Genomic DNA, 13,659 nt, shown 5'->3' on the forward strand with positions numbered 1-13,659 from the left:
CCACTGTGCCTCCTGGTTGGGTGGTTGCGGCTTCAGTGTAGGAAGCCGACACCCGTGGCCGGTCGGCGGTTGCCGCTTCCTACGACTCCGCCTCGGGCGCCTCGGCGGGCGCTTGGTCTGCCTCTACAAAGGCGGCGGCGATCCTCTGTGCGGTCGCCGCAACCTGCCACGGGCGTGCGTCGCGTGCCCGGAGCGCCTCGCCGATCGCGTCCGCGGTCGGCTCGATGGGCTCCCAGGCGAGGCGTCGCAGTGTGTCGGGCATGAGCACGTTCTCCGCCGGGATGGCGAGCTCGTCCGAGACCTGCTGCAGCGCGGCGCGCGCCGCCTTGAGCCGCGCGTCGGCCTCGGGCCGTCGCTGGCGCCAGAAGCGCGGCGGCGGCGGCTCGTCGCTCTTGACGCGCAGCGCCGGCGGGTCGTCGGTCGCCCGGCCCGCCTCGATCGCGGCCCACCACCGGTCGAGCTCGGAGCGGCTCGCGCGACCCGTGAAGTCCTTGCGCGCGGCGAGGCGCTGCTTTGCGTCGACGTCCGCGGTCGCGGCGACGAGCAGCGAGCGGTCGGGCACGAGCCGGCCCGGCGCGGTGTCGGTCTCGCGGGCGAGCGCGTCGCGGGCGAGCCACAGCTCGCGCGCGAGGGCGAGCTGCCGGCGGTCGCGGATGGCGTGCAGGCCCGAGAGCCGCCGCCACGGCTCCGCCGCGGGCGGCTTCGGGCGCCGCTCGAGCGCGTACGCGAACTCCTGCTCCGCGATCGCCTGCTTGCCCTGGGACTCGAGCTCCGCAGCGAGCGCATCGCGCGCATCCGGGAGCACCTCGACGTCGAGCGCGGCGTACTCGAGCCAGGACTGCGGGATGGGCCGGGTCGACCAGTCGCTCGCGCCGTGCTCCTTGCGGAGCCGCAGGCCGACGAGCCGCTCGCTCACGGCGGCGAGGCCGACGCGCTCGAAGCCCGCGAGCCTGGCGCCGAGCTCGGTGTCGAAGAGCGTCGCGGGCTCGAGGCCGATCTCGCGCAAGCACGGGAGGTCCTGGCTCGCGGCGTGGATGATCCACTCCTCGCCGCCGATCGCCTCCTGCACGGGGGAGAGGTCGTCGACTGCGATCGGGTCGATGAGCACCGTGCCGCTGCCGCGGCGATGCAGCTGCACGAGGTAGGCGCGCGAGCTGTAGCGGAAGCCGTTCGCGCGCTCCGCGTCGACGGCGACCGGCCCCGTGCCTGCCGCGAGCCGGTCTGCGGCGCTCCGCAGCGCATCCGCGTCGACGATGACGTCGAAGGGGCCCTGCGCCACGGCGTGCGGCAGCTGCGGCGCCTCCGCCTCGGGCGCGCGCTCGTCGGGCTCAGCCACGCGATCGCCTGTGGGCGTCGAGGCCGGCCGCGCCGGGCTGCACGGGCAGGCCCGCGATCGCGCACAGCAGGTCGGTCCACGCGGTCAGGTGCGCGCCGAAGTCGCGGCCCGTCGGGGTCCATGACGCGCGCAGCTCGATCTGCGCGCCATCGCCCTGCGCGGCGAGCTCGCCGAAGCCGCTCGAGAGGATCTTCGTCGCCGTGCCCGACTCGGAGTGGTACTCCGCGCCGCGCTGCTCGAGGGCCTCGAGCAAGTAGGTCCACGTGACCTCGGCGAGGAAGGGGTCGACGCCGATCTCCGGGTCCTGCGACGCCTGCGTGAAGCTCACGATGCGGAAGTCGCCGCCCCAGGCCTCGGGCTCCTCGGGGTCGTGCATGAGGATGAAGCGGCCGGTGCCGATGTCGGAGTCGCGGCCGTGGACGGGCACGCCGACGTCGGCGGCGATGGCGAACGAGTGCGGCGCGATGCGACCGGGGGCCGGGATCTCGCGCACCGACAGCTCGCTGCGCAGCTCCGCGCGCCGCAGCTGGTCGATCGCGGCACGGAAGGCCTGGGGCTCCGCACCGGGTGCTGCACTGCTCGTGTCCACCCGGCAAGACTACGATTCGAGGGTGAGCACCCAAGCGAGGCGCGCCGCCGCCGGAGACGCGCGAGCCGGCCGCGTGGTGCTCGCAGCGGGCGGCGCGGTCGTCGCGGGCGCAGCGCTCGCCGTGACGGGCGCATCCGCCGTGCTCGCCTCGATGCTCGTGACGCTGCCGCGCGAGCAAGCCGACGACGTCGCGGTGCTCGGGCTCGAGGAGCGCGGCGTGCGGCTCGCGCGCACGCTCGACACCGGGCTGCCCGGCGTCTACGCGCTGCGGGTCGGCGAGCGCATCGTCGTGCTCGGCGCGGTCGTCGAGGAGGACGCTTCGAGCGTCGTGCGCGCCGTCGACGCCGACGGGCGAGCGCTGCTCGAGGGCGTCTCGGCGGCGCGCTGGTCGGGCTACGTGCTCCACGAGCCCGAGCAGGTGTCGGATGCGGTGGAGCGCGTGACGGTGCCGACCGAGGTCGGCGGTGCCCCGGCGTGGGTCATGGGCGACCAGCAGGCCGAGACGTGGTGCATCCAGGTGCACGGGCGCGGCGTCACGCGACACGAGACCATCCGTGCGGCGTCCATCTACCTCTCCCGCGGCATCCCCGTCATGGCCGTCTCGTACCGCAACGACTCGGAGGCGCCGCCGAGCCGCGACGGCAAGCTGCGGCTCGGGCTCGACGAGTGGCGCGACGTCGACGACGCGATCGGCCTCGCCGTGGCTCGCGGAGCGCGCCGCATCGTGCTCCACGGCTGGTCGATGGGCGGGCAGATCGCGCTGCAGGTCGCGCGCCGCTCGCGCCACCGGCGGCGCATCGCCGCGGTCGTGCTCGACTCGCCCGTGGTCGGCTGGCGGCCGACCCTGCTGCTGCAGGTCGGCCTGCTGAGGCTGCCCGCGTGGCTCGCGTCGAGCGCCGTGCGGCTGCTCGAGTCGCCCGCGTCGCTGCTGAGCGGGAGCCGCAGCCTCGACTTCGACGAGCTCGACAACGTGCTGCACGCGGACGGGCTCTCGCAGCCCATCCTGCTGCTGCACTCTGCCGACGACGGCTTCGTGCCGCCGGATGCGTCGCGGTCGCTCGCGGAGGCGCGCCCCGATCTGGTCGACTACCGGGAGTGGACGCGAGCGCGGCACACGAAGCTGTGGAACCTCGACCGGGCGCGCTACGAGCGCGAGGTCGGCGACTGGCTCGACGAGACGCTCGCAGCCGACGGACCCAGCGCCGACTGAGACGGCTCAGCCGGCCGACTGCTCGCGCACCTGCCGCTGGATGCGGCCGAGCATGCCCGCCATGCCGCGCAGCCGCAACGGCGACACCGCACGGTCGAGGCCGAGCAGCCGCGGCATGTCGGCGGGCACCGCGAGCACCTGCTCGACGCTCGCACCTTCGAGCCCCTGGGCGAGGATCGACGCGAAGCCGCGCGTCGTCGGCGCCTCCTCGGGCGCCGTCGCGTGCACGTGCACCCGCTCGTCGACCTCGACGAAGAGGAAGACGGGCGACTGGCACTCGGCGACGCGCTCGCCGAGGTCGGGGTGGTCGGCGTAGCGCTCGGGGAGCGCCGGCAGGTCGTCGGCGTACTCGAGCAGGAGCTGGAGCCGGTCCTGCTCCGCCATCGACTGGAACGCATCCACCGCCTCCTGGAGCGCGGGCGTGAGGCTCATCGCGACGGCACCTCCCCGGGCTCGGCGCCGATCGCGATCGGCACACCGACGAGCGATCCCCACTCCGTCCACGAGCCGTCGTAGTTGCGCACGCGGGGCAGGCCGAGCAGGTGCTGCAGCACGAACCACGTGTGGCTCGAGCGCTCGCCGATGCGGCAGTAGGCGATGACGTCGTCGGCGCCGCGCAGGTTCGCGCCGTCGAGGTAGATCGCCTCGAGCTCCTCGCGGGAGCGGAAGGTGCCGTCCTCGTTCACCGCCTTGCCCCACGGCACGCTCGCCGCGGTCGGGATGTGGCCGGCGCGGAGCGCGCCCTCCTCGGGATAGGCGGGCGCGGTCGTGCGCTCGCCCGAGTACTCCTCGGGGCTGCGCACGTCCACGAGCGGCTTGCCGAGGTGCTGCAGCACGTCGTCGCGGAAGGCGCGCAGCGTCGCGTCGTCGCGCGGCGTGACGGGGTAGTCGACTGCCGGGCGGCTCGGCCGCTCGCGCGTGAGCTCGCGCCCCTCGGCGATCCACTTGTCGCGGCCGCCGTCCATGATGCGGGTGCTGTCGTGGCCGTAGAGCGCGAACACCCACAGCGCGTAGGTCGCCCACCAGTTCGCCTTGTCGCCGTAGAGGACGACGGTCGTGTCGCGGCCGATGCCCTTCGAGCCGAGCAGGCGCGCGAACTCCTCCGGCGAGACGTAGTCGCGCTGCACCGGGTCGTTGAGCTCGGTGTGCCAGTCGATCTTCACGGCGCCGGGGATGTGGCCGACCTCGTAGAGCAGCACGTCCTCGTCGGACTCGACGATCACGACGTCGGGGTCGTCGAGGTGCGCGGCCACCCACTCGGTCGACACGAGCCGCTGAGGCGCGGCGTACTCGGCGAAGCGGGGCTCGGACTCGGGCATGGATGCTCCTCCTGCGGGGCTGGCGTGACGTCGAGGTGCGGATCGCGCCCTCGGTAGGCTTCTGCGATGGGAGAACGCCATCCTCCCACTCCATCTTCCCCGCGGCGCTCGGCGCCGATGAAGGAGCGCGCATGTCCGCACCGATCTCGCTCGTCGATCGCCGGCCGCAGGCCGACGCGGAGCAGATCGTCGCGAGCCTCGTGCCGCCGCCGCAGTTCGACGGCGCGACGTTCGACTCCTACCGCCCCGACCCCGCGCATCCCTCGCAGTCCGAGGCGCTCGAGCGGATGCGCGAGCTCGCGACCGTCTGGACGTCGCCGAAGCGCGGCCTCTTCAAGCGCCGCGCGCCCGAGGTCAAGCCCGGCATCTACCTCGACGGCGGCTTCGGCGTCGGCAAGACGCACCTGCTCGCGGCCCTCTGGAAGTCGATGCCGGGGCCGAAGCGCTTCGGCACGTTCATCGAGTACACGGCGCTCGTCGGCGCGCTCGGCTACGCGGAGACCGTGCGCGCGCTGCAGGGCTCGACGATCGTGTGCATCGACGAGTTCGAGCTCGACGACCCCGGCGACACGATGGTCATGACGCGCCTGCTCGGCGAGCTCGTCGCGAACGGCACGAAGCTCGCCGCGACGAGCAACACGCCGCCGAACGCGCTCGGCGAGGGCCGCTTCGCCGCCGCCGACTTCCTGCGCGAGATCCAGGCGATCGCCGACCGCTTCCAGATCATGCGGATCGACGGCGACGACTATCGCCACCGCGACGTCTCGGGCCACGCGCCCGTCACGGCGGACGACGACATCCCGGGCGAGCTCGAGCGCATCGGCGGCACGGTCGCCCTCGACGACTTCGACGCGCTCGTCGCGCACCTCTCGCACGTGCACCCCTCGCGCTACGTCGGCCTCGTCGACGGCGTGCGGGCACTCGGCCTCCGCGACGTGCGGGTGCTGACCGACCAGAACGACGCGCTGCGGCTCGTCGCACTCGTCGACCGGCTCTACGACGCGCAGGTGGCGCTCCGCGCGAGCGGCGTGAGCCTCGACCGCGTCTTCAGCGAGGAGATGCTGGGCGGCGGCTACCGCAAGAAGTACCTGCGGGCGATCTCGCGCCTGCACGCGCTGGCAGCCGAGGGCTGAGGCCGGCTCACTCCGCGTCGGTGCGGCGCCGCTGCTCCTCGGCGTCGAGCGCGGCGCGCTCGCCCGTGTCGACGGAGGGGTAGCGGCGGTCGAGCACCGCGAGGTAGACCCCGCCGAGCACGGCCGAGATGAGCGATCCCGCGAGCACGCCGAGCGTGCCCTCGACGATGAGCTCGGGCGTCGTGCGGTGCGCGAGCTCGTTCATGAGCAGCGAGACGGTGAAGCCGATGCCGCCCAGCAGCCCGACCCCGATGAGCTCGGGCATGCGCACGCGCGTCTCCTTGGGCACGCGCAGCGCCGCTTGGCCGATGAGCCCGGCGATGCCGATGCCGAAGAGCTTGCCGACCGGCAGCGCGATGACGATCGCCCAGAAGACGGGGCTCAGCTCGCCGAGCGGCACCTGCGGGATCGCGACCGACGCGGAGACGAACGCGAACAGCGGCAGCACGATGCCGTTCGAGAGCGGTTCGAGCTGCACTCGACCCGACTCGGCGGGCGCGGGGGCGAGCACGAGGCCGAGCGCGACGCCAGCGATCGTCGCGTGGATGCCGCTCATCGCGACGAGCCACCACGTCACGAGCGCGACGACGACGAGCAGCGCCTTGAACGCGAGGCTGCCGCGGCGCGAGCGGTAGGCGCGGCCGAGCAGCCAGAACAGCACGACGCCGACGGCCGCGGCACCCAGGTGGGGGATCGAGAGCGACTCGGTGAAGAAGACCGCGATGAAGAGGATGCCGATGAGGTCGTCGATCACCGCGAGCGCGAGCAGCAGCGCGCGCACGCGCGGTGGCAGGCGCTTGCCGAACAGCGCGAGCACCCCGAGGGCGAAGGCGATGTCGGTCGCGGTGGGGATGGGCCAGCCCTGCGCACCGTCGGCGCCCGCGACGTTGAAGTAGATGAGCGCCGGGAGCGCGACGCCGCCGAGGGCCGCGATCGTCGGCACCGCGGCCTTCGAGACCGAGTTCAGCTCGCCCTGCGTGAACTCGTAGCGCAGCTCGACCGCGACGACGAAGAAGAAGATGACGAGTAGGCCGTCGGTCACCCAGTGGGCGGCTGAGAGATCGAGCCCGACGATCGTGAACGGCAAGTGGGCGCCCTTGAGCTCCTGCAGGCCGGGACCGAGCGCCGTGTTCGCGACCACGAGGCCGAGGATCGCCGCTCCCAGCAGCAGCATCGCCGACACCTGCGGGTTGCGGATCCAGGAGAGCGCCATGCCCTCGATCCTTTCACTCGCGGGTTGCGCGCGACGCCCGAAACGCGTCCGTAACAGCACCGCGCATCCGTTCACGAACCCGAAACGCACGCGCGCAGCCGGGCGAAACAGGGCGGGAGGATGCTCGGCTCACGTCCCTTCCAAGACCCTCAAGGAGCACTCCATGGATGCAGGCAGCATCGCCTTCGGCGTCGTGGCCACAGCCCTCGTGCTGTTCATGACGCCCGGGCTCGCGTTCTTCTACGGCGGCCTCGTGCGTGCGAAGAGCGTCATCAGCATGATGATGATGTCGTTCGGGGCCATCGGCCTCGTCGGCACCCTCTGGATCCTCTACGGGTTCAACATGGCGGCGGTCGACTCGCCGCTCGCCTTCTCGGGCAACCCGTTCAGCGACTTCGGCCTCGCGGCGCTCGCGGCGGGCGAGAGCGCGAACACCGACCTCGTCGGCGTCGCCTACGGCTCGACCTTCGCGATCATCACCGTCGCGCTCATCTCGGGCGCGATCGCCGACCGGGCGAAGTTCGGCGCGTGGATGCTCTTCGCGGGCGTCTTCGCGACGCTCGGCTACTTCCCGATCGCGGCGTGGGTGTGGGGCGGCGGCTGGGCGTACTCGCTCGGCGAGCTGCTCGGCCTGCCCGCGGTCATCGACTACGCCGGCGGCACCGCCGTGCACATCAACGCCGGCGCCGCGGCGCTCGCCCTCACCTTCGTGCTCGGCAAGCGCATCCGCTTCGGGAAGGGCGAGCACAAGCCGCACAACGTGCCGTTCGTGATCCTCGGCGCGTCGATCCTGTGGTTCGGATGGTTCGGGTTCAACGTGGGTGCGGAGTGGCTGAACGGCCTCGGCAACGCCGGCCTCATCACGCTCAACACCATCGGCGCGACCGCCGCGTCGATCTGCGCGTGGCTGCTCGTCGAGAAGCTCAAGGACGGAAAGCCCACCTCGGTCGGCGCCGCCTCGGGTGCCGTCGCTGGCCTCGTCGCGATCACGCCGGCGTGCGCAAACCTCACGCCCGGCTGGGCACTGCTGCTCGGCGCGCTCTCGGGCGCGCTCTGCGCCCTCGCGGTCGAGCTGAAGTTCAAGCTCGGCTTCGACGACTCGCTCGACGTCGTCGGCATCCACCTCGTCGGCGGCATGCTCGGCACCGTCTACCTCGGCTTCTTCGCGACCGACACGGGCCTGCTGCTCGGCGGCGGCATCGGTCAGCTCATCGTGCAGCTCATCGCCTCGCTCGGCGTGATGCTCTACGCCTTCGTCGCCGCGTTCGTCATCGGCTTCGCGATCGAGAAGACGATCGGCTTCCGCGTGAAGCACGAGGACGAGCTCGCGGGCGTCGACCTCATCGTGCACGGCGAGGAGGCCTACGAGTATGAGCTCGAGCGCGCGAACGCCTGAGCAGATCTCGGTGGGGGCCCCGGGCGCACGCCCGGGGCCTCATCGCGCGCCGGGTGTGTGTCGAGCCCTTGGAAGGACGGGTCAGCGTGCGGCGCCGGCGAGGTCGCACGTGCAGTCGTTGAGGTGTGCCCATGGCGGGTCGCTCGCGGTGCACTTCGCCGGTTCATCGCTGGAGAGCTCCCAGATGTCGACCCCGCGGTCGAGGAACGCCGGCCCGGCGGGTTCGGGTTCGTCGAGGTAGATCTTGCCGGTGGGGCTGGTCCATTCGAGGACGCCTTGGTCGAGCTGTCGGACGGTCCAGGCGGTGGCGTGCTTCATGAGATGGTGTCGTCGGCAGAGGTGGGCGAGGTTCGAGAGCGTGGTGGGGCCGCCGTCGGCGTGGGCGAGGGTGTGGTCGGCGTCGGCTCTGGAGACGCGGTTGGTGCAGCCGGGCCAGCGGCAGCGGCCGTCGCGGCGCTGGAGCCAGCGGCGCATGGCCCGGTTGGGCTTGTACGTGTCGACCGCGACCGGGATGCCGGTGACGGGGTGGAGGAAGAGCCGCTCCCAGGTGATCGTCTCGGAGGCCAGTGCGCGCACGGTGGCGGCGTCGACGAGCGCGCCGCCCTCGAGGGCGCCGGAGAAGCGCAGCTGCGGCTCGTCGGCATCGTGGGTGCGCTTGAGCAGCTCGGTCGCGGGGATCGTGATCGTCACGGTCGCGCTGATCGGGTTGATGCCGTGGAGGTCCTCCGGCGTCTGCCCGGTGAGGAGCGTCTCCATGAGCGCGTCGAGCCGGTACTGGTCGAAGGTGCGGGGGTCGTCCTTCGGCTTGGCGCGCGCCGCGTCGGTCGCGCGGTTGAACGCGCCGTGGATGGTGACGGACGGGCCGGAGAGCGACAGCGTCGAGATCCCGTCGTCGCCGTCGTCGACCCAGGCGCGGCGCTGCTCGACCGCCCGGTCGTGGCGGCGCTGGAGCGGCTCGGCCATGGCCCGGTCGACGATCCGGCGGGCGCGGGAGCGCAGCTGCGACGGGGTGACGCGCTCGGCGATCTCCACCAGCTCCGCCTCGACCTTCGCCCGGTCGGCCGGGTCGACCGAGGGGTCGGTGCGCAGCGCCTCGGTCGCCTGCTCGATCGCGCGCAAGTGGGTGCCGGTGATGCGGCCGGCCTTGTGGGAGGCGTGCGCGGCGGGAAGGTCGGTGACGGTCGTCCAGGCTTCGACGAGCTTGCGCTCCATGACGCGATCCGAGAGGCGCAGCTCCGCGGCGAGGATCGAGGCGCTCTCCTTGACGGCCATGCCGACGTCGCCGCCGGCGTCGCGCAAGTGCTGCAGCTCGGGGGCCTGTCAAGTTGTTTGTGTAAGCGGCGCGTTCCGGGGTGGTTAGAGGTGGCGGTTGATGCGTTCGGGGTAGACGAGCGAGAGCTGCTGCAGGGCTTGCTTCCAGTTCGTGGTCACTTGTCCTTCGACGAGCCTGCCTTCGGCTTTGCGCTGCTCTGATCGCAGGCCCTTCTCCTTCGCGCGGTCTCTGGCTCGCTTGTCCTCGATGTCGCAGATCGCCAGCCAGAGCAGCTTCACGACCGCCTGGTCGTTGGGGAAGTGGCCGCGGTTCTTGGTCACCTTCCGGAGCTGGAAGTTCAGCGACTCGATCGAGTTGGTCGTGTAGATCACGCGCCGCAGCTCCGGCGGGAAGGCGAGGAAGGGCGTGAACCGCTCCCACGCGTCGCGGAACGTCTTCACCGCTGACGGGTAGCGCTTGCCGAGCTCCGACGCCTCGAGCGCGCGCAGCTCCGCCAGCGCGGCGTCCGCGTTCGCGGCCTCGTAGATGAGCTTGAGCGCGGCGGAGACGGCCTTGCGGTCCTTGTAGTTCACGAACCGGTTCGCGGCCCGGATCAGGTGCACGACGCACGTCTGCACGGTCGCTTCCCGCCAGGTCGCCTCGACCGCCTCGGGGAAGCCGGTCAGCCCGTCGCAGCAGACGATCAGGACGTCCTTCACGCCGCGGTTGGCGAGCTCGGCGCAGACGGCCGCCCAGAACTTCGCGCCCTCGGTGTCCTGCACCCAGATGCCCAGCACGTGCTTGATGCCGTCCATGTCCACGCCCACGGCGATATGCGCGGCCTTGTTGCGCACGTGCCCGCCGTCGCGGACCTTCACGACGATCGCGTCAAGGTAGATCACCGGGTAGAGCGCCTCCAGCGGCCGCTGCTGCCAGGCGAGCACCTCGTCGCCGATCTGGTCGACGATCTTCGAGATCGTCTCGTGGCTGAGCTCCGTGCCGATCGTAGACGCCAGGTGGTGCTGGATGTCGCGCAGCGTCATCCCGCCGGCGTAGAGCGAGATGATCATGCCGTCCAGCCCGTCGAGCCGGCGCGAGCCCTTCGGCACCAACATCGGCGTGAACGTGCCGTTGCGGTCACGCGGGATCGCCAGCTCGAGATCACCGATCTCGGTCGCGACCGTCTTGACCGACGTGCCGTTGCGAGAGTTCTCGTGCAGCGACGCCTCCGCGTCGCCGCGCTCGTAGCCGACGTGCTCGGTCAGCTCCGCCTCCAGACCACGCTCGAGCGCCGCTTTCAGCATGCCGCCGATCAGGCCCTGCTCGCCCGTGAGCGCCTCACCGGCATCGATCTTCGCGAAGATCTCATCCAACGCGCCCGAGGCCTTGAGCGAGTCCGCGATCTCCTTCTGCTTCCGGCGCCGCTCCTCGCGCTCCGGGTTCGTCTTCGCCATAGTCACAGTCTGTTCTCCTTCGTAAGGGGAACACCCCGCTTACACAGACCATCTGACACGCCCCAGCTCGGCCGCGAGCACCTCGCGGTGCTCGGCCTCGAGCCGCGCCCGGCGCAGCTCGATCGCGCGGATGCGGCCCGCGAGCGCCTCCTGCCGGCGCACCGACTCGGGCCGCTCGGCGGCGGGCACAGTGCCCGGCAGCGGCGGCACCTGCTTGCGGCCGGCGATGACCTCCTCGACCTCGGCATCGGTGAGGCGCGTGAGGCGTTCGCTCCAGTCGCGGTCGTAGGCGGCGAGCTCCTCCTCGAGCTCGTCGGCGGTGCGGCCGTGCGGGTCGATCGCGCCCGCTCGGATCGACGCGATGTACTCCTCCGCATCGACGCCCCACCACTCATCCATGACGGCATTCCACCACGAGCCACTGACACGCGAGCGGCCGCAGAAGAGGGCTGTGGAGAACGCGTTCTGTCCGGTCAGGCGCCGACGAGGGTGCGCTTCGACACGCTCAGCGCGCTGCACGCGCGGAGCCGCTCAGTGGGCTGCAAGCGCGTCAGAGGAAGACGGCTCCCCGCACCTTGTGGCCCGTCGCGATCGACTCGCCAGAGAGGCTCGAGCGAGGCGAGACCAGGAACGCGACGAGGTCGGCGATCTGCTGCGGCGACGACTCGCCGGGCTTGCCCGCCGCGACCTCCGAGCTCGGCGAATCCGTGACGGGGCCAGGGTTCACGACGTTGACCGCGACGCCCGTGCCGGCGAGCTCGTCGGCGAGGTTCTTCGCCGCGATCAGCAGCGCGGCGTTGCGCACCGAGCCGGTGATGTTGCCCGTCAGCAGCGCGTTCTGCCCGCTCACGCCCACGATGCGGCCAAAGCCCGCGTCGCGCATTCCTGGGATGACGGCGTTCGCGACGCGCAGGAACGCCATCGCCTTGCCCTCGACCGCGTCGGCGACCTGCACCGGGTCGCTCAGCCGCGATTGGTCGAGCGTCTGCGCGGCCGGGGCGGCGGTGACGACCACCGCATCCAGTCGCCCGTGCTCCGAGCGCACGCGCTCGAGGGCGGCGGCGATGGATGCGTCGTCGGACGCGTCGAGGACGACGTCGGCCGCATCCCCGCGCGCTGCCGAGACGACGGTCGCGCCCTCGGCGCGGATGGTGTCGACGATCGCACTGCCGATGAAGCCGGTGCCGCCGACCACGAGCACGACCCGGTCTGAGAGCTGGAGGTCCATGGCTCGACGCTAGCGCGCACCGCGTGCTCAGCATCCGGGCGTACGCTCGCGGGCAACCGATGCGCGGGCGCCTGCCCGCCGGAAGGAGGGACGATGCACCACGGTCACGAGGAGGAGCACGCCGGAGGAGCGAGCGCTGCGGGAGCGAGCGGACCGGGCGGCGATCACGGCCCCCACGTCGCCGAGCTCGAGCGCTGCGCGACCGCGTGCCGGGAGTGCGCCGCCGCCGACACGCGCGAGGGGATGCTCGACTGCGCCGCGATGTGCGAGGCGTGCGCCGAGCTCTGCACGGCGGTCGCGGGCATCCTGCGGCGCGGGGTCGCGCTGCCGTCGGAGACGGTCAGTGCGCTGCTCGCGGCGTGCGCGTCGATGTGCCGAGCGTGCGCGGCGGAGTGCCGGCGCCACGACGCCGACCACTGCCGCGAGTGCGCTGAGGCGTGCGAGCGCTGCGCCGAGCACTGCGAGGCCGCTGCCGCGTAGGGCGCGCAGGAACGAGTGAGGGCCCGCACCGTGATGGTGCGGGCCCTGCCGGTGGGCGATACCAGACTCGAACTGATGACCTCTTCCGTGTGAAGGAAGCGCGCTACCAACTGCGCCAATCGCCCGTGCCGCTCGGCGCGCGAGGCGCGTGCGGACCGATCCAGTGTGCCACATCCGGAGCCCCGAGCATGACCAGGACGAACCGCGGTGCCGCGGCGCGGCTCGATTTTGCATCGCGCTGGAGCCGTGGGTATAGTCTTCCAAGGCGCTCAGCGATGAGCCCCGCGGATGTGGCGCAGTGGTAGCGCATCACCTTGCCAAGGTGAGGGTCGCGAGTTCGAATCTCGTCATCCGCTCGAGAGCAATCTCATGAGAGCGAATCTCACACCACCTGGTGGGGTGGCCGAGTGGTGAGGCAGCGGCCTGCAAAGCCGTCTACGCGGGTTCGAATCCCGTCTCCACCTCGATTCCCCTCCCAGGGCGATTGGCGCAGCGGTAGCGCGCTTCCCTGACACGGAAGAGGTCACTGGTTCGAACCCAGTATCGCCCACCATAAGACCCCCAGCTCGCCTGGGGGTCTTCGTGTTCCTCCGGGCGGATGCGTGAGGGCAGACCGCGGTCGGCTACCGGGTGCGCGACCAGGCGCCGTCGATGAGCGAGAACTCGACCCATCCGCCTCCGGGCGTCTTGCCCGGCAGCCGCACGGAGCTCACGAGCCGGCTCGCGCGCACGAGCGCCGTGCGCACCTCCTTGCGCGCCGCCCAGCGGCGCAGCGCGAGGGGATCCGGGCCGCACGCGCGCAGCTCGTCGAGCACCGCCGCGATGTCGGCGGCGGAGTAGACGATGTGCTGCGTGGGGTGACTCATGCTCATGCTCGGAGCCTACGCCCCGCGGGTCGCGCCACGCGTGGACCGAGCGGGCGGCACGCGCGCCGATGCGGACCGGATCGCCAGCCGGCGCCGGGCGCGCGATCAGGGTGCGCGGCTAGCCTCGCCGCGTGATCGCACTCCCCGGCACGGCCGTCGCGCTCGGCGCGAAGTTCGCGAGCG

At 72.0% G+C, this 13,659-nt stretch carries 14 protein-coding genes and 4 tRNA genes; 7 read left to right on the top strand and 11 right to left on the bottom strand.

Going from position 1 to position 13,659, the window contains the following annotated elements:
• Positions 1–79 precede the first annotated feature (79 nt).
• Positions 80–1,279: an HRDC domain-containing protein gene (locus tag JSQ78_RS01940; RefSeq protein WP_211450452.1), complete on the bottom strand. Its 1,200-nt coding sequence runs from the start codon at positions 1,277–1,279 to the stop codon at positions 80–82.
• 49 nt (positions 1,280–1,328) lie between these two features.
• Entirely contained in the window at positions 1,329–1,925 is a 597-nt protein-coding gene (locus tag JSQ78_RS01945; RefSeq protein WP_211448993.1) for a DUF3000 domain-containing protein, read from the bottom strand.
• 22 nt (positions 1,926–1,947) lie between these two features.
• On the opposite strand from JSQ78_RS01945, the gene JSQ78_RS01950 reads away from it, so the two are divergent.
• On the top strand, positions 1,948–3,135 hold the full coding sequence (locus JSQ78_RS01950; protein ID WP_211448995.1) for an alpha/beta hydrolase family protein: 1,188 nt from the start codon (positions 1,948–1,950) through the stop codon (positions 3,133–3,135).
• A 6-nt stretch (positions 3,136–3,141) separates the two neighbouring features.
• On the opposite strand, the gene JSQ78_RS01955 is transcribed toward JSQ78_RS01950, so the two are convergent.
• Positions 3,142–3,567: a SufE family protein gene (locus tag JSQ78_RS01955; RefSeq protein WP_211448997.1), complete on the bottom strand. Its 426-nt coding sequence runs from the start codon at positions 3,565–3,567 to the stop codon at positions 3,142–3,144.
• On the bottom strand, positions 3,564–4,454 hold the full coding sequence (locus JSQ78_RS01960; RefSeq protein ID WP_211448999.1) for a sulfurtransferase: 891 nt from the start codon (positions 4,452–4,454) through the stop codon (positions 3,564–3,566). Before JSQ78_RS01960 ends, JSQ78_RS01955 begins: the two co-directional genes overlap by 4 nt.
• Before the next feature lie 131 nt (positions 4,455–4,585).
• Between JSQ78_RS01960 and zapE the strand changes: the two genes are divergently transcribed.
• The gene (gene zapE, locus JSQ78_RS01965; RefSeq protein ID WP_211449001.1) at positions 4,586–5,587 is read left to right on the top strand and encodes a cell division protein ZapE; all 1,002 of its coding nucleotides are present in this window, start codon (positions 4,586–4,588) and stop codon (positions 5,585–5,587) included.
• 7 nt (positions 5,588–5,594) lie between these two features.
• On the opposite strand, the gene JSQ78_RS01970 is transcribed toward zapE, so the two are convergent.
• Positions 5,595–6,800 (bottom strand): Na+/H+ antiporter NhaA, encoded by a 1,206-nt coding sequence (locus JSQ78_RS01970; protein WP_211449003.1) that lies wholly within the window; start codon positions 6,798–6,800, stop codon positions 5,595–5,597.
• A 163-nt stretch (positions 6,801–6,963) separates the two neighbouring features.
• On the opposite strand from JSQ78_RS01970, the gene JSQ78_RS01975 reads away from it, so the two are divergent.
• Positions 6,964–8,196, top strand: a complete 1,233-nt coding sequence (locus JSQ78_RS01975) for an ammonium transporter (RefSeq protein WP_211449004.1) — start codon at positions 6,964–6,966, stop codon at positions 8,194–8,196.
• Between the two features lie 81 nt (positions 8,197–8,277).
• On the opposite strand, the gene JSQ78_RS01980 is transcribed toward JSQ78_RS01975, so the two are convergent.
• The 4 genes from JSQ78_RS01980 to JSQ78_RS01995 all read right to left on the bottom strand — a co-directional run bounded on the left by JSQ78_RS01980 (position 8,278) and on the right by JSQ78_RS01995 (position 12,130).
• On the bottom strand, positions 8,278–9,495 hold the full coding sequence (locus JSQ78_RS01980) for an HNH endonuclease signature motif containing protein (RefSeq protein WP_211449006.1): 1,218 nt from the start codon (positions 9,493–9,495) through the stop codon (positions 8,278–8,280).
• Positions 9,496–9,552: 57 nt separating this feature from the next.
• On the bottom strand, positions 9,553–10,902 hold the full coding sequence (locus tag JSQ78_RS01985) for an IS256 family transposase (RefSeq protein WP_211449008.1): 1,350 nt from the start codon (positions 10,900–10,902) through the stop codon (positions 9,553–9,555).
• Between the two features lie 39 nt (positions 10,903–10,941).
• Positions 10,942–11,301 carry a hypothetical protein gene (locus JSQ78_RS01990; RefSeq protein WP_211449010.1) on the bottom strand — a complete coding sequence of 120 codons (360 nt, stop codon included), beginning with the start codon at positions 11,299–11,301 and terminating at the stop codon, positions 10,942–10,944.
• A 151-nt stretch (positions 11,302–11,452) separates the two neighbouring features.
• Positions 11,453–12,130, bottom strand: a complete 678-nt coding sequence (locus JSQ78_RS01995) for an SDR family oxidoreductase (protein ID WP_211449012.1) — start codon at positions 12,128–12,130, stop codon at positions 11,453–11,455.
• A gap of 93 nt (positions 12,131–12,223) precedes the next feature.
• Here JSQ78_RS01995 and JSQ78_RS02000 point away from each other — a divergent pair, with 93 nt between their 5' ends.
• Positions 12,224–12,610, top strand: coding sequence for a four-helix bundle copper-binding protein (locus JSQ78_RS02000; RefSeq protein WP_211449014.1), 387 nt, complete (start codon positions 12,224–12,226; stop codon positions 12,608–12,610).
• Positions 12,611–12,662: 52 nt separating this feature from the next.
• On the opposite strand, the gene JSQ78_RS02005 is transcribed toward JSQ78_RS02000, so the two are convergent.
• Positions 12,663–12,735 (bottom strand) — tRNA-Val (locus JSQ78_RS02005).
• 159 nt (positions 12,736–12,894) lie between these two features.
• On the opposite strand from JSQ78_RS02005, the gene JSQ78_RS02010 reads away from it, so the two are divergent.
• The 3 genes from JSQ78_RS02010 to JSQ78_RS02020 all read left to right on the top strand — a co-directional run bounded on the left by JSQ78_RS02010 (position 12,895) and on the right by JSQ78_RS02020 (position 13,163).
• Positions 12,895–12,966 (top strand) — tRNA-Gly (locus JSQ78_RS02010).
• A 37-nt stretch (positions 12,967–13,003) separates the two neighbouring features.
• Positions 13,004–13,074 (top strand) — tRNA-Cys (locus tag JSQ78_RS02015).
• A gap of 14 nt (positions 13,075–13,088) precedes the next feature.
• Positions 13,089–13,163, top strand: a tRNA-Val gene (locus JSQ78_RS02020).
• A 70-nt stretch (positions 13,164–13,233) separates the two neighbouring features.
• Here JSQ78_RS02020 and JSQ78_RS02025 read toward each other — a convergent pair.
• Positions 13,234–13,482, bottom strand: a complete 249-nt coding sequence (locus JSQ78_RS02025; protein ID WP_211449015.1) for a hypothetical protein — start codon at positions 13,480–13,482, stop codon at positions 13,234–13,236.
• Between the last annotated feature and the right edge of the window lie 177 nt (positions 13,483–13,659).

It is taken from the genome of Agrococcus sp. Marseille-Q4369 (genome assembly GCF_018308945.1).
Taxonomy (GTDB): domain Bacteria; phylum Actinomycetota; class Actinomycetes; order Actinomycetales; family Microbacteriaceae; genus Agrococcus.